This window comes from Pseudomonas sp. CIP-10 (assembly GCF_020911845.1).
Classification (GTDB): domain Bacteria; phylum Pseudomonadota; class Gammaproteobacteria; order Pseudomonadales; family Pseudomonadaceae; genus Aquipseudomonas; species Aquipseudomonas alloputida.
In genome coordinates, this window is record NZ_CP087160.1 from 1,847,221 (window position 1) to 1,866,572 (window position 19,352).

General features: G+C 60.8%; 17 protein-coding genes. 14 read left to right on the forward strand and 3 right to left on the reverse strand.

Going from position 1 to position 19,352, the window contains the following annotated elements; all coding sequences use genetic code 11:
• Positions 1-30 precede the first annotated feature (30 nt).
• The 3 genes from LMH93_RS08385 (at position 31) to LMH93_RS08395 (ending at position 1,488) form a co-directional block, all read left to right on the forward strand.
• Positions 31-465, forward strand: a complete 435-nt coding sequence (locus tag LMH93_RS08385) for a hypothetical protein (protein WP_088513741.1) — start codon at positions 31-33, stop codon at positions 463-465.
• 129 nt (positions 466-594) lie between these two features.
• Positions 595-849, forward strand: coding sequence for a YkgJ family cysteine cluster protein (locus tag LMH93_RS08390; RefSeq protein ID WP_003254220.1), 255 nt, complete (start codon positions 595-597; stop codon positions 847-849).
• 33 nt (positions 850-882) lie between these two features.
• On the forward strand, positions 883-1,488 hold the full coding sequence (locus LMH93_RS08395) for an START domain-containing protein (protein WP_047604107.1): 606 nt from the start codon (positions 883-885) through the stop codon (positions 1,486-1,488).
• 217 nt (positions 1,489-1,705) lie between these two features.
• Here LMH93_RS08395 and gltA read toward each other — a convergent pair whose 3' ends face one another.
• A complete protein-coding gene (gltA, locus tag LMH93_RS08400; RefSeq protein WP_003254218.1) occupies positions 1,706-2,995 on the reverse strand; it encodes a citrate synthase in 1,290 nt (429 codons plus the stop codon).
• 352 nt (positions 2,996-3,347) lie between these two features.
• Here gltA and sdhC point away from each other — a divergent pair, with 352 nt between their 5' ends.
• The 11 genes from sdhC (at position 3,348) to LMH93_RS08455 (ending at position 17,374) form a co-directional block, all read left to right on the forward strand.
• Positions 3,348-3,734: a succinate dehydrogenase, cytochrome b556 subunit gene (gene sdhC, locus LMH93_RS08405; protein WP_008091902.1), complete on the forward strand. Its 387-nt coding sequence runs from the start codon at positions 3,348-3,350 to the stop codon at positions 3,732-3,734.
• On the forward strand, positions 3,728-4,096 hold the full coding sequence (gene sdhD / locus LMH93_RS08410; RefSeq protein ID WP_003254214.1) for a succinate dehydrogenase, hydrophobic membrane anchor protein: 369 nt from the start codon (positions 3,728-3,730) through the stop codon (positions 4,094-4,096). The genes sdhC and sdhD overlap by 7 nt, the downstream gene beginning before the upstream one ends.
• Positions 4,097-4,099: 3 nt before the next feature.
• Positions 4,100-5,872: a succinate dehydrogenase flavoprotein subunit gene (gene sdhA / locus LMH93_RS08415; RefSeq protein WP_003254213.1), complete on the forward strand. Its 1,773-nt coding sequence runs from the start codon at positions 4,100-4,102 to the stop codon at positions 5,870-5,872.
• A gap of 11 nt (positions 5,873-5,883) precedes the next feature.
• The gene (locus LMH93_RS08420; protein ID WP_003254212.1) at positions 5,884-6,588 is read left to right on the forward strand and encodes a succinate dehydrogenase iron-sulfur subunit; all 705 of its coding nucleotides are present in this window, start codon (positions 5,884-5,886) and stop codon (positions 6,586-6,588) included.
• Positions 6,589-6,834: 246 nt separating this feature from the next.
• Positions 6,835-9,666 (forward strand): 2-oxoglutarate dehydrogenase E1 component, encoded by a 2,832-nt coding sequence (locus LMH93_RS08425; protein WP_003254210.1) that lies wholly within the window; start codon positions 6,835-6,837, stop codon positions 9,664-9,666.
• A 42-nt stretch (positions 9,667-9,708) separates the two neighbouring features.
• On the forward strand, positions 9,709-10,932 hold the full coding sequence (gene odhB / locus LMH93_RS08430) for a 2-oxoglutarate dehydrogenase complex dihydrolipoyllysine-residue succinyltransferase (protein ID WP_003254209.1): 1,224 nt from the start codon (positions 9,709-9,711) through the stop codon (positions 10,930-10,932).
• Between the two features lie 93 nt (positions 10,933-11,025).
• Positions 11,026-12,462: a dihydrolipoyl dehydrogenase gene (gene lpdA / locus LMH93_RS08435; RefSeq protein ID WP_003254207.1), complete on the forward strand. Its 1,437-nt coding sequence runs from the start codon at positions 11,026-11,028 to the stop codon at positions 12,460-12,462.
• 171 nt (positions 12,463-12,633) lie between these two features.
• A complete protein-coding gene (gene sucC, locus LMH93_RS08440; RefSeq protein WP_003254205.1) occupies positions 12,634-13,800 on the forward strand; it encodes an ADP-forming succinate--CoA ligase subunit beta in 1,167 nt (388 codons plus the stop codon).
• The gene (gene sucD, locus LMH93_RS08445; protein WP_003254203.1) at positions 13,800-14,684 is read left to right on the forward strand and encodes a succinate--CoA ligase subunit alpha; all 885 of its coding nucleotides are present in this window, start codon (positions 13,800-13,802) and stop codon (positions 14,682-14,684) included. The genes sucC and sucD overlap by 1 nt, the downstream gene beginning before the upstream one ends.
• Positions 14,685-15,075: 391 nt before the next feature.
• The gene (gene brnQ / locus LMH93_RS08450; RefSeq protein ID WP_003254201.1) at positions 15,076-16,389 is read left to right on the forward strand and encodes a branched-chain amino acid transport system II carrier protein; all 1,314 of its coding nucleotides are present in this window, start codon (positions 15,076-15,078) and stop codon (positions 16,387-16,389) included.
• A gap of 235 nt (positions 16,390-16,624) precedes the next feature.
• Positions 16,625-17,374, forward strand: coding sequence for a DUF599 domain-containing protein (locus tag LMH93_RS08455; protein WP_003254200.1), 750 nt, complete (start codon positions 16,625-16,627; stop codon positions 17,372-17,374).
• Between the two features lie 28 nt (positions 17,375-17,402).
• On the opposite strand, the gene LMH93_RS08460 is transcribed toward LMH93_RS08455, so the two are convergent.
• Positions 17,403-17,945, reverse strand: coding sequence for a hypothetical protein (locus LMH93_RS08460; protein ID WP_004573639.1), 543 nt, complete (start codon positions 17,943-17,945; stop codon positions 17,403-17,405).
• Positions 17,942-19,138 carry a PepSY-associated TM helix domain-containing protein gene (locus LMH93_RS08465; protein ID WP_003254197.1) on the reverse strand — a complete coding sequence of 399 codons (1,197 nt, stop codon included), beginning with the start codon at positions 19,136-19,138 and terminating at the stop codon, positions 17,942-17,944. Before LMH93_RS08465 ends, LMH93_RS08460 begins: the two co-directional genes overlap by 4 nt.
• Positions 19,139-19,352 lie beyond the last annotated feature (214 nt).

Consider the following 19,352-nt stretch of genomic DNA (forward strand, 5'->3'; position numbering starts at 1 on the left):
GCATTTTTCCTGCCAGTCTGTCCATTTGCCATGAACGTTTTGCGCTGCTTTGTTCTGATCGTGTGCCTTTTGCCGTTTTGCTGCCCGGTCGCCCCTGCCTTGGCTGCGCAACCGGCAAACGAGGTTCAGGCGGCTCAGGGTAAGCACGTGCCAAAAAAGGCGACAGCCAAGCCCGCGCACAAGCCGGTCAGCAAAGCGGTTGCCAAGCCATTGCCCAAGACAGGGCTGGACCTTAGCTTGCCCGTCGAGATGGTCAACAACCTTGAGCCGAATGTGGGCACGCTTTCCCCAATCCAGCGGCGCAAACCTTTGTTGCCGCCCATGTTCACAGAAAAGCCAGAGACCAATGACAGCCCGTTCCAGCTCAATGGCCGGCTGATCAACAACGAAATGCAGCTGCAACTGCGCAATGATAGCCGTCGTGAGGTGGAGGGCGCTGCCATCGATTTCGAGTATCGCCAATAGGCGAGAACTGACTGCTGGGTCACAGCAGATTTCATCGTGCCAGCAATTTCAAACGACTGTTTGAGCGGTTACTATCCAGGGACGTTCGTCCCGTTTTGTTCCAGGGAGTCCTGATTTTGGTGAATAGCCATGAAATGCCGTGAGGGCTGTGGTGCCTGCTGCATCGCCCCGTCCATCACTTCTGCGATGCCGCGAATGCCCAATGGCAAGCCGGCGGGTGAGCGCTGCCTGCACCTGACTGCGGCCAACCTTTGCGACCTGTTCGGCAAGCCCGAGCGGCCGGCGGTGTGCGGTGGCTTCAAGGCGGATGCCGAGGTGTGCGGCAGTGATCGTGACGAGGCAATCAGGATTCTTGGCTGGTGGGAGCAGATGACGGCGGCGTGACAGGCTGGATCTTCGACAACAAGGATAAACATGATGAGATCGTTCAAGCGTATTGCACTGCTGTGTGGCGTGGGTGTTCTGCTGTCGCCTGTGGCCTGGGCTGAAAACTGGCAAGTGGCCAAGAACGAGGACGGGATCAAGGTATCCCTCAGCGAAGTGGCCGGTTCCAAGTACAAGGCCTATCAGGGCGTTACCGTGATCAAGGCGCCGCTGGCCAAGGTGCAGGCGTTGCAGGAAGATGTGGTGGGTGCCTGCGCATGGATTCATGAGTGCAAGTTGCAGAAATTGCTCAAGCAAGAAGGTGACCAGACCTGGACCTACACCCAGTTCAATACACCCTGGCCGGTGACGCCGCGTGATTCGGTTTTGCATGTGACCACGGTCAAGGAGACGGACGGCAGCCTGGTGCGTAACCTGAAGGAAGAGCCGACCTATTTGCCGGAAGAGAAGGGCTTTGTGCGGGTGGCCAAGGTTGAGGGCTTCTGGAAGCTGGTGCCCAAGGGCGACAGCACGGAGGTGACCTACCAGGTGCACACCGAGCCGGGCGGCAGCGTGCCGGCAATGGTGGCCAACAAGTTCGTGGTGGATGCGCCGTTCAATACCCTGAAAGCTCTGCGCGAGCGGGCTGAGAAAAACTGAGGTTTAACGCGGCGCGCGGTCTCTGTGGGAGCGGCCTTGCGTCGCGAATGGGGCGCGCAGCGGCCTCCGACTCTTAGGCTTGGCGTAATATTGCGTGGGCTGCTTTGCAGCCCTTTCGCGACGCAAGGTCGCCCCCGCAAAGGCCGAACTGCGACCGGCAGGATTTACAATAAAAAAGGCTGCCCGAGGGCAGCCTTTTACGTTCAGCGATCAACGCTTACTTGCGGTCTTTCAGAGCAACGATGTCACGCTTCTGCTCACCGGTGTACAGCTGGCGCGGACGGCCGATCTTGTACGGGCTGGAGAGCATTTCTTTCCAGTGCGAGATCCAGCCCACGGTACGTGCCAGGGCGAAGATCACGGTGAACATGCTGGTCGGAATGCCGATCGCCTTGAGGATGATCCCCGAGTAGAAGTCGACGTTCGGGTACAGCGAACGCTCGATGAAGTAAGGATCGGTCAGGGCGATCTCTTCCAGGCGCATGGCCAGTTCCAGCTGCGGGTCGTTCTTGATGCCCAGCTCGCGCAGGACTTCGTCGCAGGTCTGCTTCATCACGGTGGCGCGCGGGTCGCGGTTCTTGTACACGCGGTGACCGAAGCCCATCAGCTTGAACGGGTCGTTCTTGTCCTTGGCCTTGGCGATGAATTTGTCGATGTTCGAAACATCGCCGATTTCATCCAGCATGGTCAGTACGGCTTCGTTCGCACCGCCGTGGGCCGGGCCCCACAGTGCAGCGATACCGGCGGCGATACAGGCGAACGGGTTGGCACCCGACGAGCCGGCCAGACGAACGGTGGAGGTGGAGGCGTTCTGCTCGTGGTCGGCGTGGAGGATGAAGATCCGGTCCATTGCCTTGGCCAGCACCGGGCTGATCGGTTTGATCTCGCACGGGGTGTTGAACATCATGTGCAGGAAGTTTTCCGCGTACGACAGGTCGTTGCGCGGGTACATCATCGGCTGGCCCATGGAGTACTTGTAAACCATCGCAGCCAGGGTCGGCATCTTGGCGACCAGGCGCACCGCGGAGATTTCGCGGTGTTGCGGGTTATTGATGTCCAGGGAGTCGTGATAGAACGCCGACAGGGCGCCGACCACGCCGCACATCACCGCCATCGGGTGAGCGTCGCGGCGGAAGCCGTTGAAGAAGGACTTCAGCTGCTCGTGAACCATGGTGTGGTTCTTGACGGTGCTGACGAACTGGGCCTTCTGCTCGGCATTCGGCAGTTCGCCGTTGAGCAGCAGGTAGCAGGTTTCGAGGTAGTCGGACTGTTCGGCGAGTTGCTCGATCGGGTAGCCGCGGTGCAGCAGGATACCTTTGTCGCCGTCAATATAGGTGATCTTCGACTCGCACGAGGCAGTCGCCATGAAACCTGGGTCGAAGGTGAAGTGACCAGTGGCCCCTAACCCGCGGACGTCGATTACATCAGGACCAACGGTGCCGGTTAAAATGGGCAGCTCGACGGGGGCAGCGCCCTCGATGACCAACTGCGCTTTTTTGTCAGCCATGTGGCCTCCTATTAATGCTTGAAATCATCAGACAGACCCCCCACGCAGGGCCCGCACCACTATAGAGGGATAAATTCAGATGTCAATTTGCCTAAAGGCTTGTTGAATCAGGCATTCAAGCCTGATTTTTCCCGAAATTCTCGCCCATTTACGCCTTTTGTTCATTAAAGGCAATGCGCTATTTGGGCTACCCCGTCACGTTGTCATAAGCAGCCTAACTGTCTATACTCGGCACCCGACCGCCAGGGGCTTGCAAGCCCGAACTGCTGGGGGTCGCCGTTCCCTGGGTGGTGGGTACCTGACCAGTACACTTACCAACAACTTTGCCCTGATTCGCTAGGGGCTCTTCAGTGTGAAAAAAGCCGTGAAAAGCCAACGACCTGTAAACCTAGACCTAAGGACCATCAAGCTCCCCGTCACTGCGTACACGTCCATCCTGCACCGTATCTCCGGCGTCATCCTGTTCATCGGCCTTGCCATCATGCTTTATGCACTGGGCAAGTCGCTGGGTTCCGAGGAAGGCTTCGGTGAGGTGAAGGCGTGTCTGACCAGCCCGCTGGCCAAGTTCGTGACCTGGGGTCTGCTGTCCGCCCTGCTTTATCACCTCGTGGCAGGTGTTCGTCACCTGATCATGGACATGGGTATCGGTGAGACGCTGGAAGGCGGCAAGCTGGGCTCGAAAATCGTGATCGTCATCTCCGTGGTGCTGATCGTTCTGGTGGGAGTTTGGGTATGGTAACCAATGTCACGAACCTGTCGCGTTCGGGCCTCTATGACTGGATGGCGCAGCGCGTTTCTGCGGTCGTTCTCGCGGCTTACTTCCTCTTCCTGATCGGCTACGTGGTCGCCCACCCAGGCATCGACTACACCCAGTGGCATGGTCTGTTCTCCAACAACGCGATGCGGATCTTCAGTCTGCTGGCCCTCGTTGCCCTGGGCGCTCACGCCTGGGTTGGCATGTGGACCATTGCAACCGACTACCTGACGCCTATGTCGTTCGGCAAGTCGGCAACTGCGATTCGTTTCCTGTTCCAGGCGGTATGCGGCGTTGCGATGTTCGCTTACTTCGTCTGGGGTGTGCAGATTCTCTGGGGTATCTGATCCATGGCTAGCATTCCAACCATTTCCTTCGACGCCATCATCATCGGTGGCGGCGGCGCCGGCATGCGCGCAGCGCTGCAACTGGCTCAAGGCGGCCACAAGACTGCCGTAGTCACCAAGGTCTTCCCGACCCGTTCGCACACCGTATCCGCCCAGGGCGGCATCACCTGCGCCATCGCTTCGGCCGACCCGAACGACGACTGGCGCTGGCACATGTACGATACCGTCAAGGGTTCCGACTACATCGGTGACCAGGACGCTATCGAGTACATGTGTCAGGAAGGCCCGGCTGCGGTCTTCGAACTGGACCACATGGGTCTGCCGTTCTCGCGCACCGAAACCGGCCGCATCTATCAGCGCCCGTTCGGTGGTCAGTCCAAGGACTTCGGTAAAGGTGGCCAGGCCGCCCGTACCTGTGCCGCTTCGGACCGTACCGGTCACGCGCTGCTGCACACCCTGTACCAGGGCAACCTGAAAGCGGGCACCACGTTCCTCAACGAGTACTACGCAGTTGACCTGGTGAAGAACCAGGACGGCGCATTCGTGGGTGTGATCGCCATCTGCATCGAAACCGGCGAAACCCTGTACATCAAGTCCAAGGCCACCGTACTGGCCACTGGCGGTGCAGGCCGTATCTACGCGTCCACCACCAACGCCCTGATCAATACCGGTGACGGTATCGGCATGGCCCTGCGTGCAGGCGTGCCGGTGCAGGACATTGAAATGTGGCAGTTCCACCCGACCGGTATCGCCGGCGCCGGTGTACTGGTCACCGAAGGTTGCCGTGGTGAAGGTGGCTACCTGATCAACGCCCACGGCGAGCGCTTCATGGAGCGTTACGCGCCGAACGCGAAAGACCTGGCCGGCCGCGACGTGGTTGCCCGTTCCATGGTCAAGGAAATCATCGCCGGCAATGGCGTGGGCCCGAACAAGGACCACGTACTGCTGAAGCTGGACCACCTGGGCGAGGAAGTGCTGCACAGCCGCCTGCCAGGTATCTGCGAACTGTCCAAGACCTTCGCCCACGTCGACCCTGTGGTCGCGCCGGTGCCGGTGGTTCCAACCTGCCACTACATGATGGGCGGCGTTGCCACCAACATTCATGGCCAGGCCATCACCATGGACGCCGACGGTCAGGATCACATCATCCCGGGCCTGTTCGCCGTAGGTGAAGTGGCGTGCGTATCGGTTCACGGTGCCAACCGCCTGGGCGGCAACTCGCTGCTCGACCTGGTGGTGTTCGGCCGTGCTGCCGGCCTGCACCTGGAGAAGGCGCTGAGCGAAGGCGTGGAATACCGCGACGCCAGCGACACCGACGTCGATGTTGCCCTGAACCGCCTGAACAAGCTCAACGAGCGTACCAGCGGTGAAGACGTTGCCAGCCTGAAGCGCGAGCTGCAGAGCTGCATGCAGAACTACTTCGGTGTATTCCGTACTGGCGAATACATGCAGAAGGGTATCGAGCAACTGGCCGGTCTGCGTGACCGTATCGCCAACGTCAAGATCAACGACAAGTCCCAGGCCTTCAACACCGCGCGTATCGAAGCGCTGGAGCTGCAGAACCTGCTGGAAGTTGCCGAAGCTACCGCCATCGCGGCGGAAGCCCGTAAAGAGTCCCGCGGCGCTCACGCCCGTGAAGACTTCGAAGACCGTGACGACGAAAACTGGCTGTGCCACACCCTGTACTACCCGGGTGAGAAGCGCGTTGCCAAGCGCGGCGTCAACTTTGCGCCGAAGACTGTTCCAGCCTTCGAACCAAAAGTCCGGACTTACTAAGGGTGGCTGCTATGTTGAAAGTCGAAGTTTATCGTTACAACCCGGACACCGACTCGGCGCCAAAAATGGAGTCGTTCGACGTCGATACCGGCGGCAAGGACCTGATGGTGCTGGATGTATTGGCACTGATCAAGGAAAAGGACGAGGGTTTCTCGTACCGTCGCTCCTGCCGTGAAGGCGTTTGCGGTTCCGACGGCATGAACATGAACGGCAAGAACGGCCTGGCCTGCATCACCCCGCTGTCGGCGGTGGTGAAGGGCGGCAAGCTGGTTCTGCGTCCTCTGCCAGGCCTGCCGGTCATTCGTGACCTGGTGGTCGATATGAGCATCTTCTACAAGCAGTACGAGAAGGTGAAGCCGTTCCTGCAGAACGACACCCCGGCCCCGGCCATCGAGCGCCTGCAGTCGCCGGAAGACCGTGACAAGCTGGACGGCCTGTACGAGTGCATCCTGTGCGCGTGCTGCTCGACTTCCTGCCCGTCGTTCTGGTGGAACCCGGACAAGTTCCTGGGCCCGGCAGCCTTGCTGCAAGCCTACCGCTTCCTTGCCGACAGCCGCGATACCAAGACTCAGGAGCGCCTGGCGTCCCTGGATGACCCGTTCAGCGTATTCCGCTGCCGCGGGATCATGAACTGCGTAAACGTTTGCCCGAAAGGTCTGAACCCGACCAAGGCAATCGGTCACGTACGTAACATGCTGCTGCAAAGCGGCACCTGATACAAAGCGTTGTACCTGCAGTAAGCCGAGGTGCGGGTGGTGAGCCCGCACTGAGGTAAAACCCGAACAAGGGCCCACAAAGCCCGCGTTCATTACCTATGAAGATATGAGACCAGCAGGGGCTTTCCGGGCTGGTACCCGGAAAATCAGCAGGATCCAAGTGGCGTGGTTCAGTCGCTGTTTTCGGACTTTTCCAGGTTTGCTGTGGCTCTCGCCGATCAGTCCCCTAATCGAGGGTGACCAAGCATGCAAGAAAGCGTGATGCAGCGCATGTGGGATAGCGCCCACCTTTCAGGTGGTAACGCTGCATATGTGGAAGAGCTCTACGAGCTCTACCTGCACGACCCTAACGCTGTGCCAGAAGAGTGGCGCACTTACTTCCAGAAGTTGCCAGCCGACGGCAGCACCGCTACTGATGTATCGCACTCGACAATCCGCGACCATTTCGTACTGCTGGCAAAGAACCAGCGCCGCGCCCAACCGGTTTCCGCCGGGAGCGTGAGCAGTGAACACGAGAAGAAGCAGGTTGAAGTTCTGCGACTGATCCAGGCCTATCGTATGCGCGGCCATCAGGCTGCCAAGCTCGACCCGTTGGGGTTGTGGCAGCGCCCTGCGCCCGTAGACCTGTCGATCAATCACTACGGCTTGACCAATGCCGATCTTGATACGACCTTCCGTGCCGGCGACCTGTTCATCGGCAAAGAGGAGGCGAGCCTACGCGACATCTTCGATGCACTCCAGAAGACATATTGTCGCACCATTGGCGCCGAATTCACCCACATCGTCGATTCCGAGCAGCGCAGCTGGTTCCAGCAGCGCCTGGAAAGCGTGCGCGGCCGTCCGGAGTTTTCCGCTGACGTGCAGGCCCACCTGCTCGAGCGCGTGACCGCCGGTGAGGGCCTGGAAAAGTACCTGGGCACCAAGTACCCGGGCACCAAGCGTTTCGGCCTTGAAGGCGGCGAGAGCCTGATTCCGATGCTGGATGAAATGATCCAGCGTTCCGGCTCTTACGGCGCCAAGGAGGTCGTGATCGGCATGGCCCACCGTGGCCGCCTGAACGTGCTGGTGAACACCTTCGGCAAGAACCCGCGCGAGCTGTTCGACGAGTTCGAAGGCAAGAAGATGAACGAGCTGGGCTCCGGTGACGTGAAGTATCACCAGGGCTTCTCCTCGAACGTGATGACCCCGGGTGGCGAAGTGCACCTGGCCATGGCGTTCAACCCGTCCCACCTGGAAATCGTTTCGCCGGTGGTCGAGGGTTCGGTGCGCGCCCGTCAGGACCGCCGCAACGACACCGTTGGCGACAAGGTGCTGCCGATCTCGATCCACGGCGACGCTGCGTTCGCTGGCCAGGGCGTGGTCATGGAAACCTTCCAGATGTCGCAGACCCGCGGTTTCAAGACCGGCGGTACCGTGCACATCGTGATCAACAACCAGGTTGGTTTCACCATCAGCAACCCACTGGATGCGCGCTCCACCGAGTACGCGACCGACGTTGCCAAGATGATCCAGGCACCGATCCTGCACGTGAACGGCGATGACCCGGAAGCCGTGCTGTTCGTCACCCAGCTGGCCATCGACTACCGCATGCAGTTCAAGCGTGACGTGGTCATCGACCTGGTCTGCTACCGTCGCCGTGGTCACAACGAGGCTGACGAGCCGAACGGCACCCAGCCGCTGATGTACCAGCAAATCAGCAAGCAGCGCACTACCCGTGAGCTGTATGCCGAGCAGCTGATCCAGGCCGGTCGCATCGACGCCGAGCGCGCTCAGGCCAAGATCGACGAGTACCGCAACGCGCTGGACAATGGCCTGCACGTGGTGAAAAGCCTGGTCAAGGAGCCGAACCGCGAGCTGTTCGTCGACTGGCGTCCGTACCTGGGCCATGCCTGGACCGCGCGTCACGACACCCGTTTCGACCTCAAGACCCTGCAGGATCTGTCGGCCAAGCTGCTCGAGCTGCCGGAAGGTTTCGTGGTCCAGCGTCAGGTGTCGAAGATCTACGAAGACCGTCAGAAGATGCAGGCCGGTGGCTTGCCGATCAACTGGGGTTATGCAGAGACCATGGCTTACGCCACCCTGCAGTTCGAAGGTCACCCGATTCGCATGACCGGCCAGGACATCGGCCGTGGCACCTTCTCGCACCGTCACGCGGTGCTGCACAACCAGAAGGACGCCAGCACCTACATTCCGCTGCAGAACCTGTTCCCTGGCCAGCCACGTTTCGATCTGTACGATTCGTTCCTGTCCGAGGAGGCGGTACTGGCCTTCGAATACGGCTACTCCACCACCATGCCGAACGCGCTGGTGATCTGGGAAGCCCAGTTCGGCGACTTCGCCAACGGTGCGCAAGTGGTGATCGACCAGTTCATCACCAGTGGTGAGCACAAGTGGGGCCGCCTGTGTGGCCTGACCATGCTGCTGCCACACGGCTATGAAGGGCAGGGGCCGGAGCACTCCTCCGCGCGTCTGGAGCGTTACCTGCAGCTGTGCGCCGAGCACAACATCCAGGTCTGCGTACCGACGACGCCGGCACAGATTTACCACCTGCTGCGTCGCCAGGTCATTCGCCCGCTGCGCAAGCCGCTGGTCGTCCTGACGCCGAAGTCGCTGCTGCGCCACAAGCTGGCCATCTCGACCCTGGAAGACCTGGCAGAAGGCTCGTTCCAGACCGTGATCCCGGAAATCGACGCAATCGATCCGGCCAAGGTCGAGCGTCTGGTGCTGTGCAGCGGCAAGGTCTACTACGACCTGCTGGAAAAACGCCGTGCCGAAGGCCGCGAAGACATCGCCATCCTGCGTATCGAGCAGCTGTATCCGTTCCCTGAGGACGATCTGGTCGAAATCCTCGCCCCTTACACCAACCTCAAGCATGCGGTCTGGTGTCAGGAAGAGCCGATGAACCAGGGTGCCTGGTACAGCAGCCAGCACCACATGCGCCGTATCCTGGGCCGCCACAACAAGGCACTGGTCCTGGAATACGCCGGTCGCGACGCTTCTGCCGCGCCAGCCTGTGGTTACGCTTCGAAGCACGCCGAACAGCAGGAAAAACTGCTGCAAGACGCCTTCACTGTCTAACGCCTTCGCGCACCTGAAACCGAATTTAAGGAAACACAGATAATGGCTATCGAGATCAAAGCCCCAACCTTCCCGGAATCGGTTGCCGATGGCACCGTTGCCACCTGGCACAAGAAGCCGGGCGAAGCCGTCAAGCGTGACGAGCTGATCGTCGACATCGAGACTGACAAGGTTGTCCTGGAAGTACTGGCGACTGCCGATGGCGTGCTGGGCGACATCGTCAAGGGCGAGGGCGACACCGTCCTGTCCGACGAATTGCTGGGTTCGATCGTTGAAGGCGGTGCTGCCGCCGCGCCTGCCGCGGCCGCCGCACCTGCAGCTGCTCCGGCCGCTGCCAGCGCTGACGCCGGCGAAGATGACCCGATCGCTGCCCCGGCTGCGCGCAAGCTGGCTGAAGAAAACGGCATCGACCTGGCTACCGTGGCAGGCACCGGTAAAGGCGGTCGCGTCACCAAGGAAGACGTGGTTGCTGCTGTTGCCAACAAGAAGTCGGCTCCTGCCGCTGCACCGGCTGCCAAGCCTGCCGCTGCTGCCGCTGCCCCGGTTGTCGTCGCCGCTGGCGACCGTACCGAGAAGCGCGTGCCGATGACCCGCCTGCGTGCCAAGATCGCCGAGCGTCTGGTCGAAGCCCAGTCGAACATGGCAATGCTGACCACCTTCAACGAAGTGGACATGACCGAAGTCATGGCCCTGCGTTCGAAGTACAAGGACCTGTTCGAGAAGACCCACAATGGCGTGCGCCTGGGCTTCATGTCGTTCTTCGTCAAGGCTGCCACCGAAGCGCTGAAACGCTTCCCGGCTGTCAACGCCTCGATCGACGGCAACGACATCGTCTATCACGGCTTCGCCGACGTCGGTGTTGCCGTGTCCAGCGACCGTGGCCTGGTGGTGCCGGTGCTGCGTAACGCCGAGTCGATGAGCCTGGCTGAAATCGAGAACGGCATCGCTACCTTCGGCAAGAAGGCCCGTGACGGCAAACTGTCCATCGAAGAGATGACCGGTGGTACCTTCACCATCACCAACGGTGGCACCTTCGGTTCGATGATGTCGACCCCGATCGTCAACCCGCCGCAGGCCGCCATTCTCGGCATGCACAACATCATCCAGCGCCCGATGGCCATCAATGGCCAGGTCGTGATTCGCCCGATGATGTACCTGGCGCTGTCGTACGATCACCGCCTGATCGACGGCAAGGAAGCGGTAACCTTCCTGGTCACTATCAAGAACCTGCTGGAAGATCCGTCCCGCCTGCTGCTGGACATCTAACCCTCTGGCTGCGTACCGTGCCGGGCCTGGCTTCGCGAGAAGCCATGCCGCGCGGTTCGCGGCTTGTAGCTTGTAGCTGATAAGGAATCTTTTATGACCCAGAAATTCGACGTAGTGGTAATCGGTGCAGGCCCAGGCGGCTATGTAGCTGCCATCAAGGCCGCACAACTTGGTCTGAAGACTGCCTGTATCGAGAAGTACACCGACGCCGAGGGCAAGCTGGCCCTGGGCGGCACCTGCCTGAACGTAGGTTGCATTCCTTCCAAGGCGCTGCTGGACAGCTCCTGGAAATACAAGGAAGCCAAAGAGAGCTTCAACGTCCACGGTATCTCCACTGGCGAAGTGAAGATGGACGTGGCCGCGATGGTTGGCCGCAAGGCCGGCATCGTCAAGAACCTGACCGGTGGCGTTGCCACCCTGTTCAAGGCCAACGGCGTCACTTCGATCCAGGGCCACGGCAAGCTGCTGGCCGGCAAGAAAGTCGAAGTCACCAAAGCTGACGGCACCACCGAAGTCATCGAAGCCGAGAACGTGATCCTGGCTTCCGGCTCGCGCCCGATCGACATTCCGCCGGCCCCGGTCGACCAGAACGTCATCGTCGACTCCACCGGCGCCCTGGAATTCCAGGCCGTACCGAAGCGCCTGGGCGTTATCGGTGCAGGCGTGATCGGCCTGGAGCTGGGCTCGGTATGGGCTCGCCTGGGTGCTGAAGTGACCGTCCTGGAAGCCCTGGACACCTTCCTGATGGCTGCCGACACCGCCGTGTCGAAAGAAGCCCAGAAGACCCTGACCAAGCAAGGCCTGGACATCAAGCTGGGCGCTCGCGTCACCGGCTCGAAAGTCAACGGCAATGAAGTAGAAGTGACCTACACCAACGCCGAAGGCGAGCAGAAGATCACCTTCGACAAGCTGATTGTTGCCGTCGGCCGTCGCCCGGTGACTACCGATCTGCTGGCTGCCGACAGCGGCGTGACCATCGACGAGCGTGGCTACATCTTCGTCGACGATTACTGCGCCACCAGCGTTCCTGGCGTGTACGCCATCGGTGACGTGGTACGCGGCATGATGCTGGCCCACAAGGCTTCGGAAGAGGGCATCATGGTCGTTGAGCGCATCAAGGGCCACAAGGCCCAGATGAACTACGACCTGATCCCATCGGTCATCTACACCCACCCGGAAATCGCGTGGGTCGGCAAGACCGAACAGGCCTTGAAGGCCGAGGGCGTTGAGGTTAACGTGGGCACCTTCCCGTTCGCGGCCAGCGGCCGTGCGATGGCTGCCAACGACACCGGTGGTTTCGTCAAGGTCATCGCCGATGCCAAGACCGACCGCGTTCTGGGTGTTCACGTGATTGGCCCATCGGCTGCCGAACTGGTGCAGCAGGGCGCAATCGCAATGGAATTCGGCACCAGTGCCGAGGATCTGGGCATGATGGTCTTCAGCCATCCAACCCTGTCCGAAGCGTTGCATGAAGCAGCGCTGGCGGTGAATGGCGGCGCCATTCACGTGGCCAACCGTAAGAAGCGTTAATTATAAGAAACCACGGCGGGCTGCCCGTCGTGAGTCTTGCGTGCATGACTCACCGCGGAAAGTCCGCCGGACCGGATCACACGGGAAACCCGGGGTCAACGGTCACAGGTGGTGCGGCGCCACTGATGGCGCAGCGCCGAAGCGCAGTACCTAACGAAGACGGTAAAAAGCATGAATCTTCACGAGTATCAGGGTAAGCAGCTGTTCGCTGAATACGGCCTGCCAGTTTCCAAGGGTTTCGCAGTCGACACCCCTGAGCAAGCTGCAGAAGCCTGCGACAAGATCGGCGGGAACGAGTGGGTTGTAAAAGCCCAGGTTCACGCGGGTGGTCGCGGTAAAGCGGGCGGCGTAAAGCTGGTTCGCAGCAAGGAAGACGCCAAGGCGTTCGCTGCACAGTGGTTGGGCAAGAATCTGGTTACCTACCAGACCGATGCCAACGGTCAACCCGTCTCCAAGATTCTGGTCGAATCCTGCACTGACATCGCCAAAGAGCTGTACCTGGGCGCTGTAGTCGATCGTTCGAGCCGCCGTATCGTGTTCATGGCTTCCACCGAAGGTGGCGTGGACATCGAGAAAGTCGCTCACGAAACGCCTGAGAAAATCCTCAAGGCCACCATCGACCCACTGGTCGGCGCTCAGCCGTTCCAGGGTCGCGAGCTGGCTTTCCAGCTGGGCCTGGAAGGCAAGCAAGTTCAACAGTTTGCCAAGATCTTCGTTGGCCTGGCCAAGCTGTTCAAGGATCATGACCTGGCGCTGCTGGAAGTGAACCCGCTGGTGATCAAGGCCGATGGCGACCTGCACTGCCTCGATGCCAAGATCAACATCGACGCCAACGCCATGTACCGTCAGCCGAAGCTGAAAACCTTCCACGACCCGTCGCAGGACGACGCCCGTGAAGCCCACGCTGCCAAGTTCGAACTGAACTACGTTGCCCTTGAAGGCAACATCGGCTGCATGGTCAACGGTGCCGGCCTGGCCATGGGTACCATGGACATCGTCAACCTGCACGGCGGCAAGCCGGCCAACTTCCTCGACGTTGGCGGTGGTGCTACCAAAGAGCGCGTTACCGAAGCGTTCAAGATCATTCTGTCCGACAGCAATGTCGCGGCCGTTCTGGTCAACATCTTCGGCGGCATCGTTCGCTGCGACATGATTGCCGAAGGCATCATTGGTGCAGTGAAAGAAGTCGGCGTTAAAGTTCCGGTCGTCGTTCGCCTCGAAGGCAACAACGCCGAACTGGGCGCTAAAGTACTGGCAGAAAGCGGTTTGAACATCATTGCGGCAACCAGCCTGACCGACGCTGCTCAACAAGTTGTCAAAGCTGCGGAGGGCAAGTAATGAGCGTCCTGATCAATAAAGATACCAAAGTCATCTGCCAGGGCTTCACCGGCTCGCAGGGTACTTTCCACTCCGAACAGGCCATTGCCTACGGCACCAAGATGGTCGGCGGCGTAACCCCAGGCAAGGGTGGCACCACCCACCTGGGCCTGCCGGTGTTCAACACCGTCAAGGAAGCCGTGGAAGCTACCGGCGCTGACGCTTCGGTCATCTACGTACCCGCTCCGTTCTGCAAAGACTCGATCCTGGAAGCTGCCTTTGGCGGCATCAAGCTGATCGTCTGCATCACCGAAGGCATTCCTACCCTGGACATGCTGGATGCCAAGGTCAAGTGCGACGAGCTGGGCGTGACCCTGATCGGCCCTAACTGCCCAGGTGTCATCACCCCGGGCGAGTGCAAGATCGGCATCATGCCAGGCCACATCCACTTGCCAGGCAAGGTCGGTATCGTTTCGCGTTCCGGCACCCTGACCTACGAAGCTGTGAAGCAGACCACCGACGCCGGCTTCGGCCAGTCGACCTGCGTCGGCATCGGCGGTGACCCGATCCCGGGCTCCAACTTCATCGACATCCTGAAGCTGTTCCAGGAAGACCCGAAGACCGAAGCGATCGTGATGATCGGTGAGATCGGCGGTTCGGCTGAAGAAGAAGCCGCGGCCTACATCAAGGCCCACGTGACCAAGCCTGTCGTTTCCTACATCGCCGGTGTTACCGCACCTGCGGGCAAGCGCATGGGCCACGCTGGCGCCATCATCTCCGGTGGCAAGGGTACTGCGGACGAGAAGTTCGCCGCCCTGCAGGACGCGGGTGTGAAAACCGTGCGTTCGCTGGCTGACATCGGCAAGGCCCTGGCCGAGCTGACTGGCTGGGAAGCCAAGAAGTAATACTGCTACACCCCCCACGCGCACAGAGGCCACCTTCGGGTGGCCTTTGTCGTATGTGGGGTTCGTAGGAGCGAAGAGGACGGTGCTGGCGATAGAGATTCTTCGACAGGTTTAATAGGAATTTTCACGCAGACGAATGTTTCAATCCGAGGATAATGCCTGCTGTCCTCGGTCGCGCAGACGACAAACATGTACGCACATCGGACAAGCAGCACTGTGCCAGTGCGTTTGACTGACAAAACAGTTACATTACGCGTTCACTCTGTGCCCGTACCCCAAAAGGGAACGACACGCTAAACGGGTCTGGCCTATCAAGCCGGGCAGCATTTCCCCTTACCCAAAGGGAAATCCCCTCTCGAATCCCGATTTCAGCAGTGTGGTACTACCTTAAATGAAAGTTCTCAAAGGCCAGGATATCCTGGCGCTTGGCTTTATGACGTTTGCGCTTTTCGTGGGTGCAGGCAATATCATCTTCCCGCCTATCGTCGGCCTGCAGTCTGGCCCGCATGTATGGATGGCTGCACTGGGCTTCCTGGTGACTGCCGTCGGCCTGCCGGTCATCACCGTGGTCGCCCTGGCCAAGGTCGGTGGCGGCATGGATGCCCTGAGCAGCCCGATCGGCAAGTTCTTCGGTGGCTTGCTGGCTGCTGTGTGCTACCTGTCGGTAGGCCCACTGTTCGCCACCCCGCGTACCGCGACCGTGTCGTTCGAAGTGGGCGTTGCACCGCTGACCGGTGAAAGCCCGCTGGCGCTGTTCATCTACAGCCTGGTGTACTTCATCGTCGTGCTGGCCGTGTCCATGTACCCTGGCAAGTTGCTCGACACCGTGGGCCGCTTCCTGGCACCGTTGAAGATCATTGCCCTGGCCGTACTGGGCATCGCTGCCTTCGCCTTGCCCGCCGGTACCATCGGTGACGCACAGCCTGCCTATGCCGCCGCTGCGTTCTCCAAGGGCTTCTCCGATGGCTACCTGACCATGGATACCCTGGGTGCCCTGGTGTTCGGTATCGTCATTGTCAATGCCATTCGCTCGCGCGGTGTCGAGTCGCCGAGGCTGATTACCCGCTACGCCATCATCGCCGGCCTGATCGCCGGTGTCGGGCTGGCCCTGGTTTACATCAGCCTGTTCCGCCTGGGTGCCACCAGCCACGACATCGCGGCGGACGCCACCAACGGTGCGGCGGTGCTGCATGCCTACGTACAGCACACCTTCGGCTCCCTGGGCAGCGGCTTCCTGGCCGTGCTGATCGCGCTGGCCTGCCTGGTGACCGCGGTTGGCCTGACCTGTGCCTGCGCCGAGTACTTCAGCCAGATCCTGCCGCTGTCGTACCGCGCGCTGGTGGTGATCCTCGCCGGCTTCTCGCTGCTGATTTCCAACCTTGGCCTGACCAAGCTGATCATGTTCTCGATCCCGGTGCTCACCGCCATCTATCCGCCGTGCATCGTGGTGGTTGGCCTGAGCTTCGTGAAAGACCTGTGGAACTCGCCAACGCGCATCCTGGCACCGGTGATGCTGGTATCGCTGTTGTTCGGCATGGTCGATGCGATCAAGGGCAGCAGCCTTGCCCACGTGTTGCCAGACTTCATGGCGCACCTGCCATTGAGTGATGCCGGCATGGCCTGGCTGGTACCTTCGGTGGTGACCCTGGTGGGTGCCGTGGCCTGCGACCGCATGCTCGGCAAGCCGCGCGAGGCGCTGGCCTGACCGGACAAGTCGAAGCCTGAGGGCGGCACCGGCCACAAGCCGAAGGGTGCCCGCCAAGGGTGAAAACAAGAGAGCCCCGTCTCCGAAAGGATGCGGGGCTTTTTGCTGTTTGCCTGTTTCGGCCGCTTCGCAGCAGGTAATGCATTTTTCAGTGTGCAGGTGTGCCTTTTGCCGCTTGCCAGCGTCGAAATCCGGTCCCTATCCTTTAGGCACATGGCCCTTTCGGTAACCCTGCATGAACTTCATCCAAAGCAACCTCAACAACCTGCTGGCCATCGCCTGGTTCGCCCTGTGCTGGGGTGGCTATACCCGCTATGCGATCTGGAAGGGGCGCGACACCGCGTGCCTGGCCAGTGTGCTGCACTTGTACCGCGAAGACTGGATGCGCCGCATGCTGCTGCGCGACAACCGCATCGCTGATGCCAGCGTGATCGGTAACCTGGAGCGCAACGCTTCGTTCTTTGCCTCCAGCACCCTGATCATTCTGGCTGGCATCCTCACCGTGCTCGGTGCCTCCGACCGGGCACTGTCGTTGCTGGCCGACCTGCCGCTGGTTCAGCAAACATCCCAGGGCATGTCGGAGATCAAGCTGCTGTGCCTGGCCATGGTATTTGTCTATGCCTTCTTCACGTTCAGCTGGTGCATGCGCCAATACAACTTTGCCGCCGTGCTGGTGGGGTCGGCGCCGATGATCGGCGAACGGCTGGTCAATGAGCTGGAGCGCAAGGCGTTCGCCTCCCGCGCGGCGCGGGTGCTGTCACTGGCCGCCAACCAGTTCAACTTCGGCCTGCGCTCGTATTACTTCGGCATGGCCATGCTGACCTGGTTCATCAGCCCTTGGTTATTCATGGTGGTGAGTGTGGGCGTGGTATTGATCCTGTACCGCCGTGAGTTCCATTCCGATGTACTGGAAGTGATGGTCTTCACGCCCACTGAAAGCGCCCCCACGGACGCGGGCAAGGAAAGCGCCGCTGGCAACGCTTGACCCGATCAGGGGGGCGCCGCCGGGTTGTCTAGCGGCTGCCAACCTGCGCCTGCAGCCAGGCAACTGTCGCCGGCGAGGCCTGGCTGAGGGGAATCGAAGCCTGGTGCACGCTGCCATCCCAGCCTTCCATGGTGATCCACAATTCAGCGTTGGGTCGGGTCTTGGCCGGAACCGGGACGGAAGCGCCCATGCTGTAGGGTGAACCGAAGAAGATGCTCCCGGCCGCGCGCAGGCTGCGTGGCTTACCCACCCGCAGGTAGGTGGCCTTCACTTCGCCGATACAGTGGTTGCACAGCGCCGCACTGAAACTCTTGAAATACCCGGCCGGGCCTTCCTGGCGGGGCGCCGACGCACGGAATTCGGCCAGGCGCAGGCTCCATGGGCCCACTGCGACCACACCCGCCTCACGCTCACCCAGCCCGGCTTCACCTTTGAACAACGCCTGGTCGGCAAAATACCTGGGCATGAACCCCAAGGGGATGAGTATCAGCAGGATGTTCAGGTGAAAGCGCCATTTCAGCCACAGGCGGCGTGAGGCCGAAGGTGCGTCGGTGGTGGTGGCTCGGCTCATCGGGCGGTCTCCGGCAGGTGGGCGTCTTGCGCGGCGTTGGCCGTTGGTGCGCTGCGCGGCTTGCGTTTCAGTGCGGCTGCAGTGGCCTGTGCGGTGCGCTTGCTCCAGATCAACAGGCCGCTGAGCACCATCAAGGTCAGCACCAGGCCAAAAACGAACCAGATCATCTTGACCCACAGTCCGCCGAAGTCGCCTGTGTGCAACGGGCGCATGGATTCGGTGACGAACTCCAGCGACGTGCGATCATCCAGGGTGTGCGAGGTGGCGACCACGCCTGTGTACGGGTTGATGCTGGCGCTCTGGAACATCAGCGGGTACCAGCCGCGGCCACGGATGTTGAAGGTGTCATAGGCATTGCCGGGCAGGCGCACGAAGGATGCCTCGAAGCCGGGGATCTGCGCCTTCACCGTTTCGATGGCATGCTCCAGGCTGACCAGCCGGGGCGCTTCGCCAGCCTGCAGCAGCGGTACGTCCTCGCGGGCCACCACGGCGGGGACGTCGCGGCTTGAGATCGAGATGTGGTTGTCGGCCAGCAACGCCTGGATCAGGAACCAGGTGCCGGTGATCGCGATCACGGCAATGAACCAGATCGACCAGATACCGCTCAGGCGATGGAAGTCACCCCAGAAGATGCGCGCACCTTGGCGAAAGCGCAGGGTAGGTTTCAGAAAGCCTTTCCAGAAGCGCTTGTAGACGACCAGGCCGGTGACCAGCGAGGCAAGCATCGGCAAGCCCAGCAGCGAGACCAGGTACCACCCCCACGGGTAGCCGTTGCCGAAAGGTACCAGCCACCAGCCATGCAAGGCGCGAGTGAACTGGCGGAAGTCGAAGGAAGGGCTGATGCCCTGGATCTTGCCTGTATAGGGGTTCACGTAGAGGTTCTGGGTGGTGTTGTCCGGTTGCACCACCTGCACCTGCAGCGCGAAGTGCGACTCGTCCGGGCGCATGATGTATTGCACATCCAGATCGGGGCGGGCTTCACGCAGGGCCTTGAGCACCTGGTCGTAAGTCAGCAGTGGCGCATCATCGCTCGGCTTCGCCGCGCGTATCTCCGGTTTGGCCAGCCACACCAGCTCTTGGCTGACCACTGCCAGGGTGCCGGTGAAGCAGACGATCAGCACGAAGAACCAGATGGGCAGGGCCAGCCAGCTGTGAACCAGGAACCAGAGTTTCGAGCGTGACTTTTTGGACATAGGGGCCGGTGCCTTGTGGTTTGGGGGGCTTGCGCGTCGATCCCTCGCGGTATGAGGAAAATCCCGCCGGTACCCTTATGACGCGCGAGGGCAGGCAAACCGGAAAACCGTCTGTCATGGCGAACCCCAGGCCCCCGCTGAGCCTGCCTTTGCCGGTGGCCGTGACGGGTTAATTTTCCCGGTGTTCCATCCGTTTCGTAGGGATAGCCGAGTT

Coding starts and splice junctions, on each gene's coding strand:
- LMH93_RS08385 (WP_088513741.1), top strand. CDS start 31: ATGAACGTTTTGCGCTGCTTTGTTCTGATCGTGTGCCTTTTGCCGTTT.
- LMH93_RS08390 (WP_003254220.1), top strand. CDS start 595: ATGAAATGCCGTGAGGGCTGTGGTGCCTGCTGCATCGCCCCGTCCATC.
- LMH93_RS08395 (WP_047604107.1), top strand. CDS start 883: ATGAGATCGTTCAAGCGTATTGCACTGCTGTGTGGCGTGGGTGTTCTG.
- gltA (WP_003254218.1), bottom strand. CDS start 2,995: ATGGCTGACAAAAAAGCGCAGTTGGTCATCGAGGGCGCTGCCCCCGTC.
- sdhD (WP_003254214.1), top strand. CDS start 3,728: ATGGTAACCAATGTCACGAACCTGTCGCGTTCGGGCCTCTATGACTGG.
- sdhA (WP_003254213.1), top strand. CDS start 4,100: ATGGCTAGCATTCCAACCATTTCCTTCGACGCCATCATCATCGGTGGC.
- LMH93_RS08420 (WP_003254212.1), top strand. CDS start 5,884: ATGTTGAAAGTCGAAGTTTATCGTTACAACCCGGACACCGACTCGGCG.
- LMH93_RS08425 (WP_003254210.1), top strand. CDS start 6,835: ATGCAAGAAAGCGTGATGCAGCGCATGTGGGATAGCGCCCACCTTTCA.
- odhB (WP_003254209.1), top strand. CDS start 9,709: ATGGCTATCGAGATCAAAGCCCCAACCTTCCCGGAATCGGTTGCCGAT.
- lpdA (WP_003254207.1), top strand. CDS start 11,026: ATGACCCAGAAATTCGACGTAGTGGTAATCGGTGCAGGCCCAGGCGGC.
- sucC (WP_003254205.1), top strand. CDS start 12,634: ATGAATCTTCACGAGTATCAGGGTAAGCAGCTGTTCGCTGAATACGGC.
- sucD (WP_003254203.1), top strand. CDS start 13,800: ATGAGCGTCCTGATCAATAAAGATACCAAAGTCATCTGCCAGGGCTTC.
- brnQ (WP_003254201.1), top strand. CDS start 15,076: ATGAAAGTTCTCAAAGGCCAGGATATCCTGGCGCTTGGCTTTATGACG.
- LMH93_RS08455 (WP_003254200.1), top strand. CDS start 16,625: ATGAACTTCATCCAAAGCAACCTCAACAACCTGCTGGCCATCGCCTGG.
- LMH93_RS08460 (WP_004573639.1), bottom strand. CDS start 17,945: ATGAGCCGAGCCACCACCACCGACGCACCTTCGGCCTCACGCCGCCTG.
- LMH93_RS08465 (WP_003254197.1), bottom strand. CDS start 19,138: ATGTCCAAAAAGTCACGCTCGAAACTCTGGTTCCTGGTTCACAGCTGG.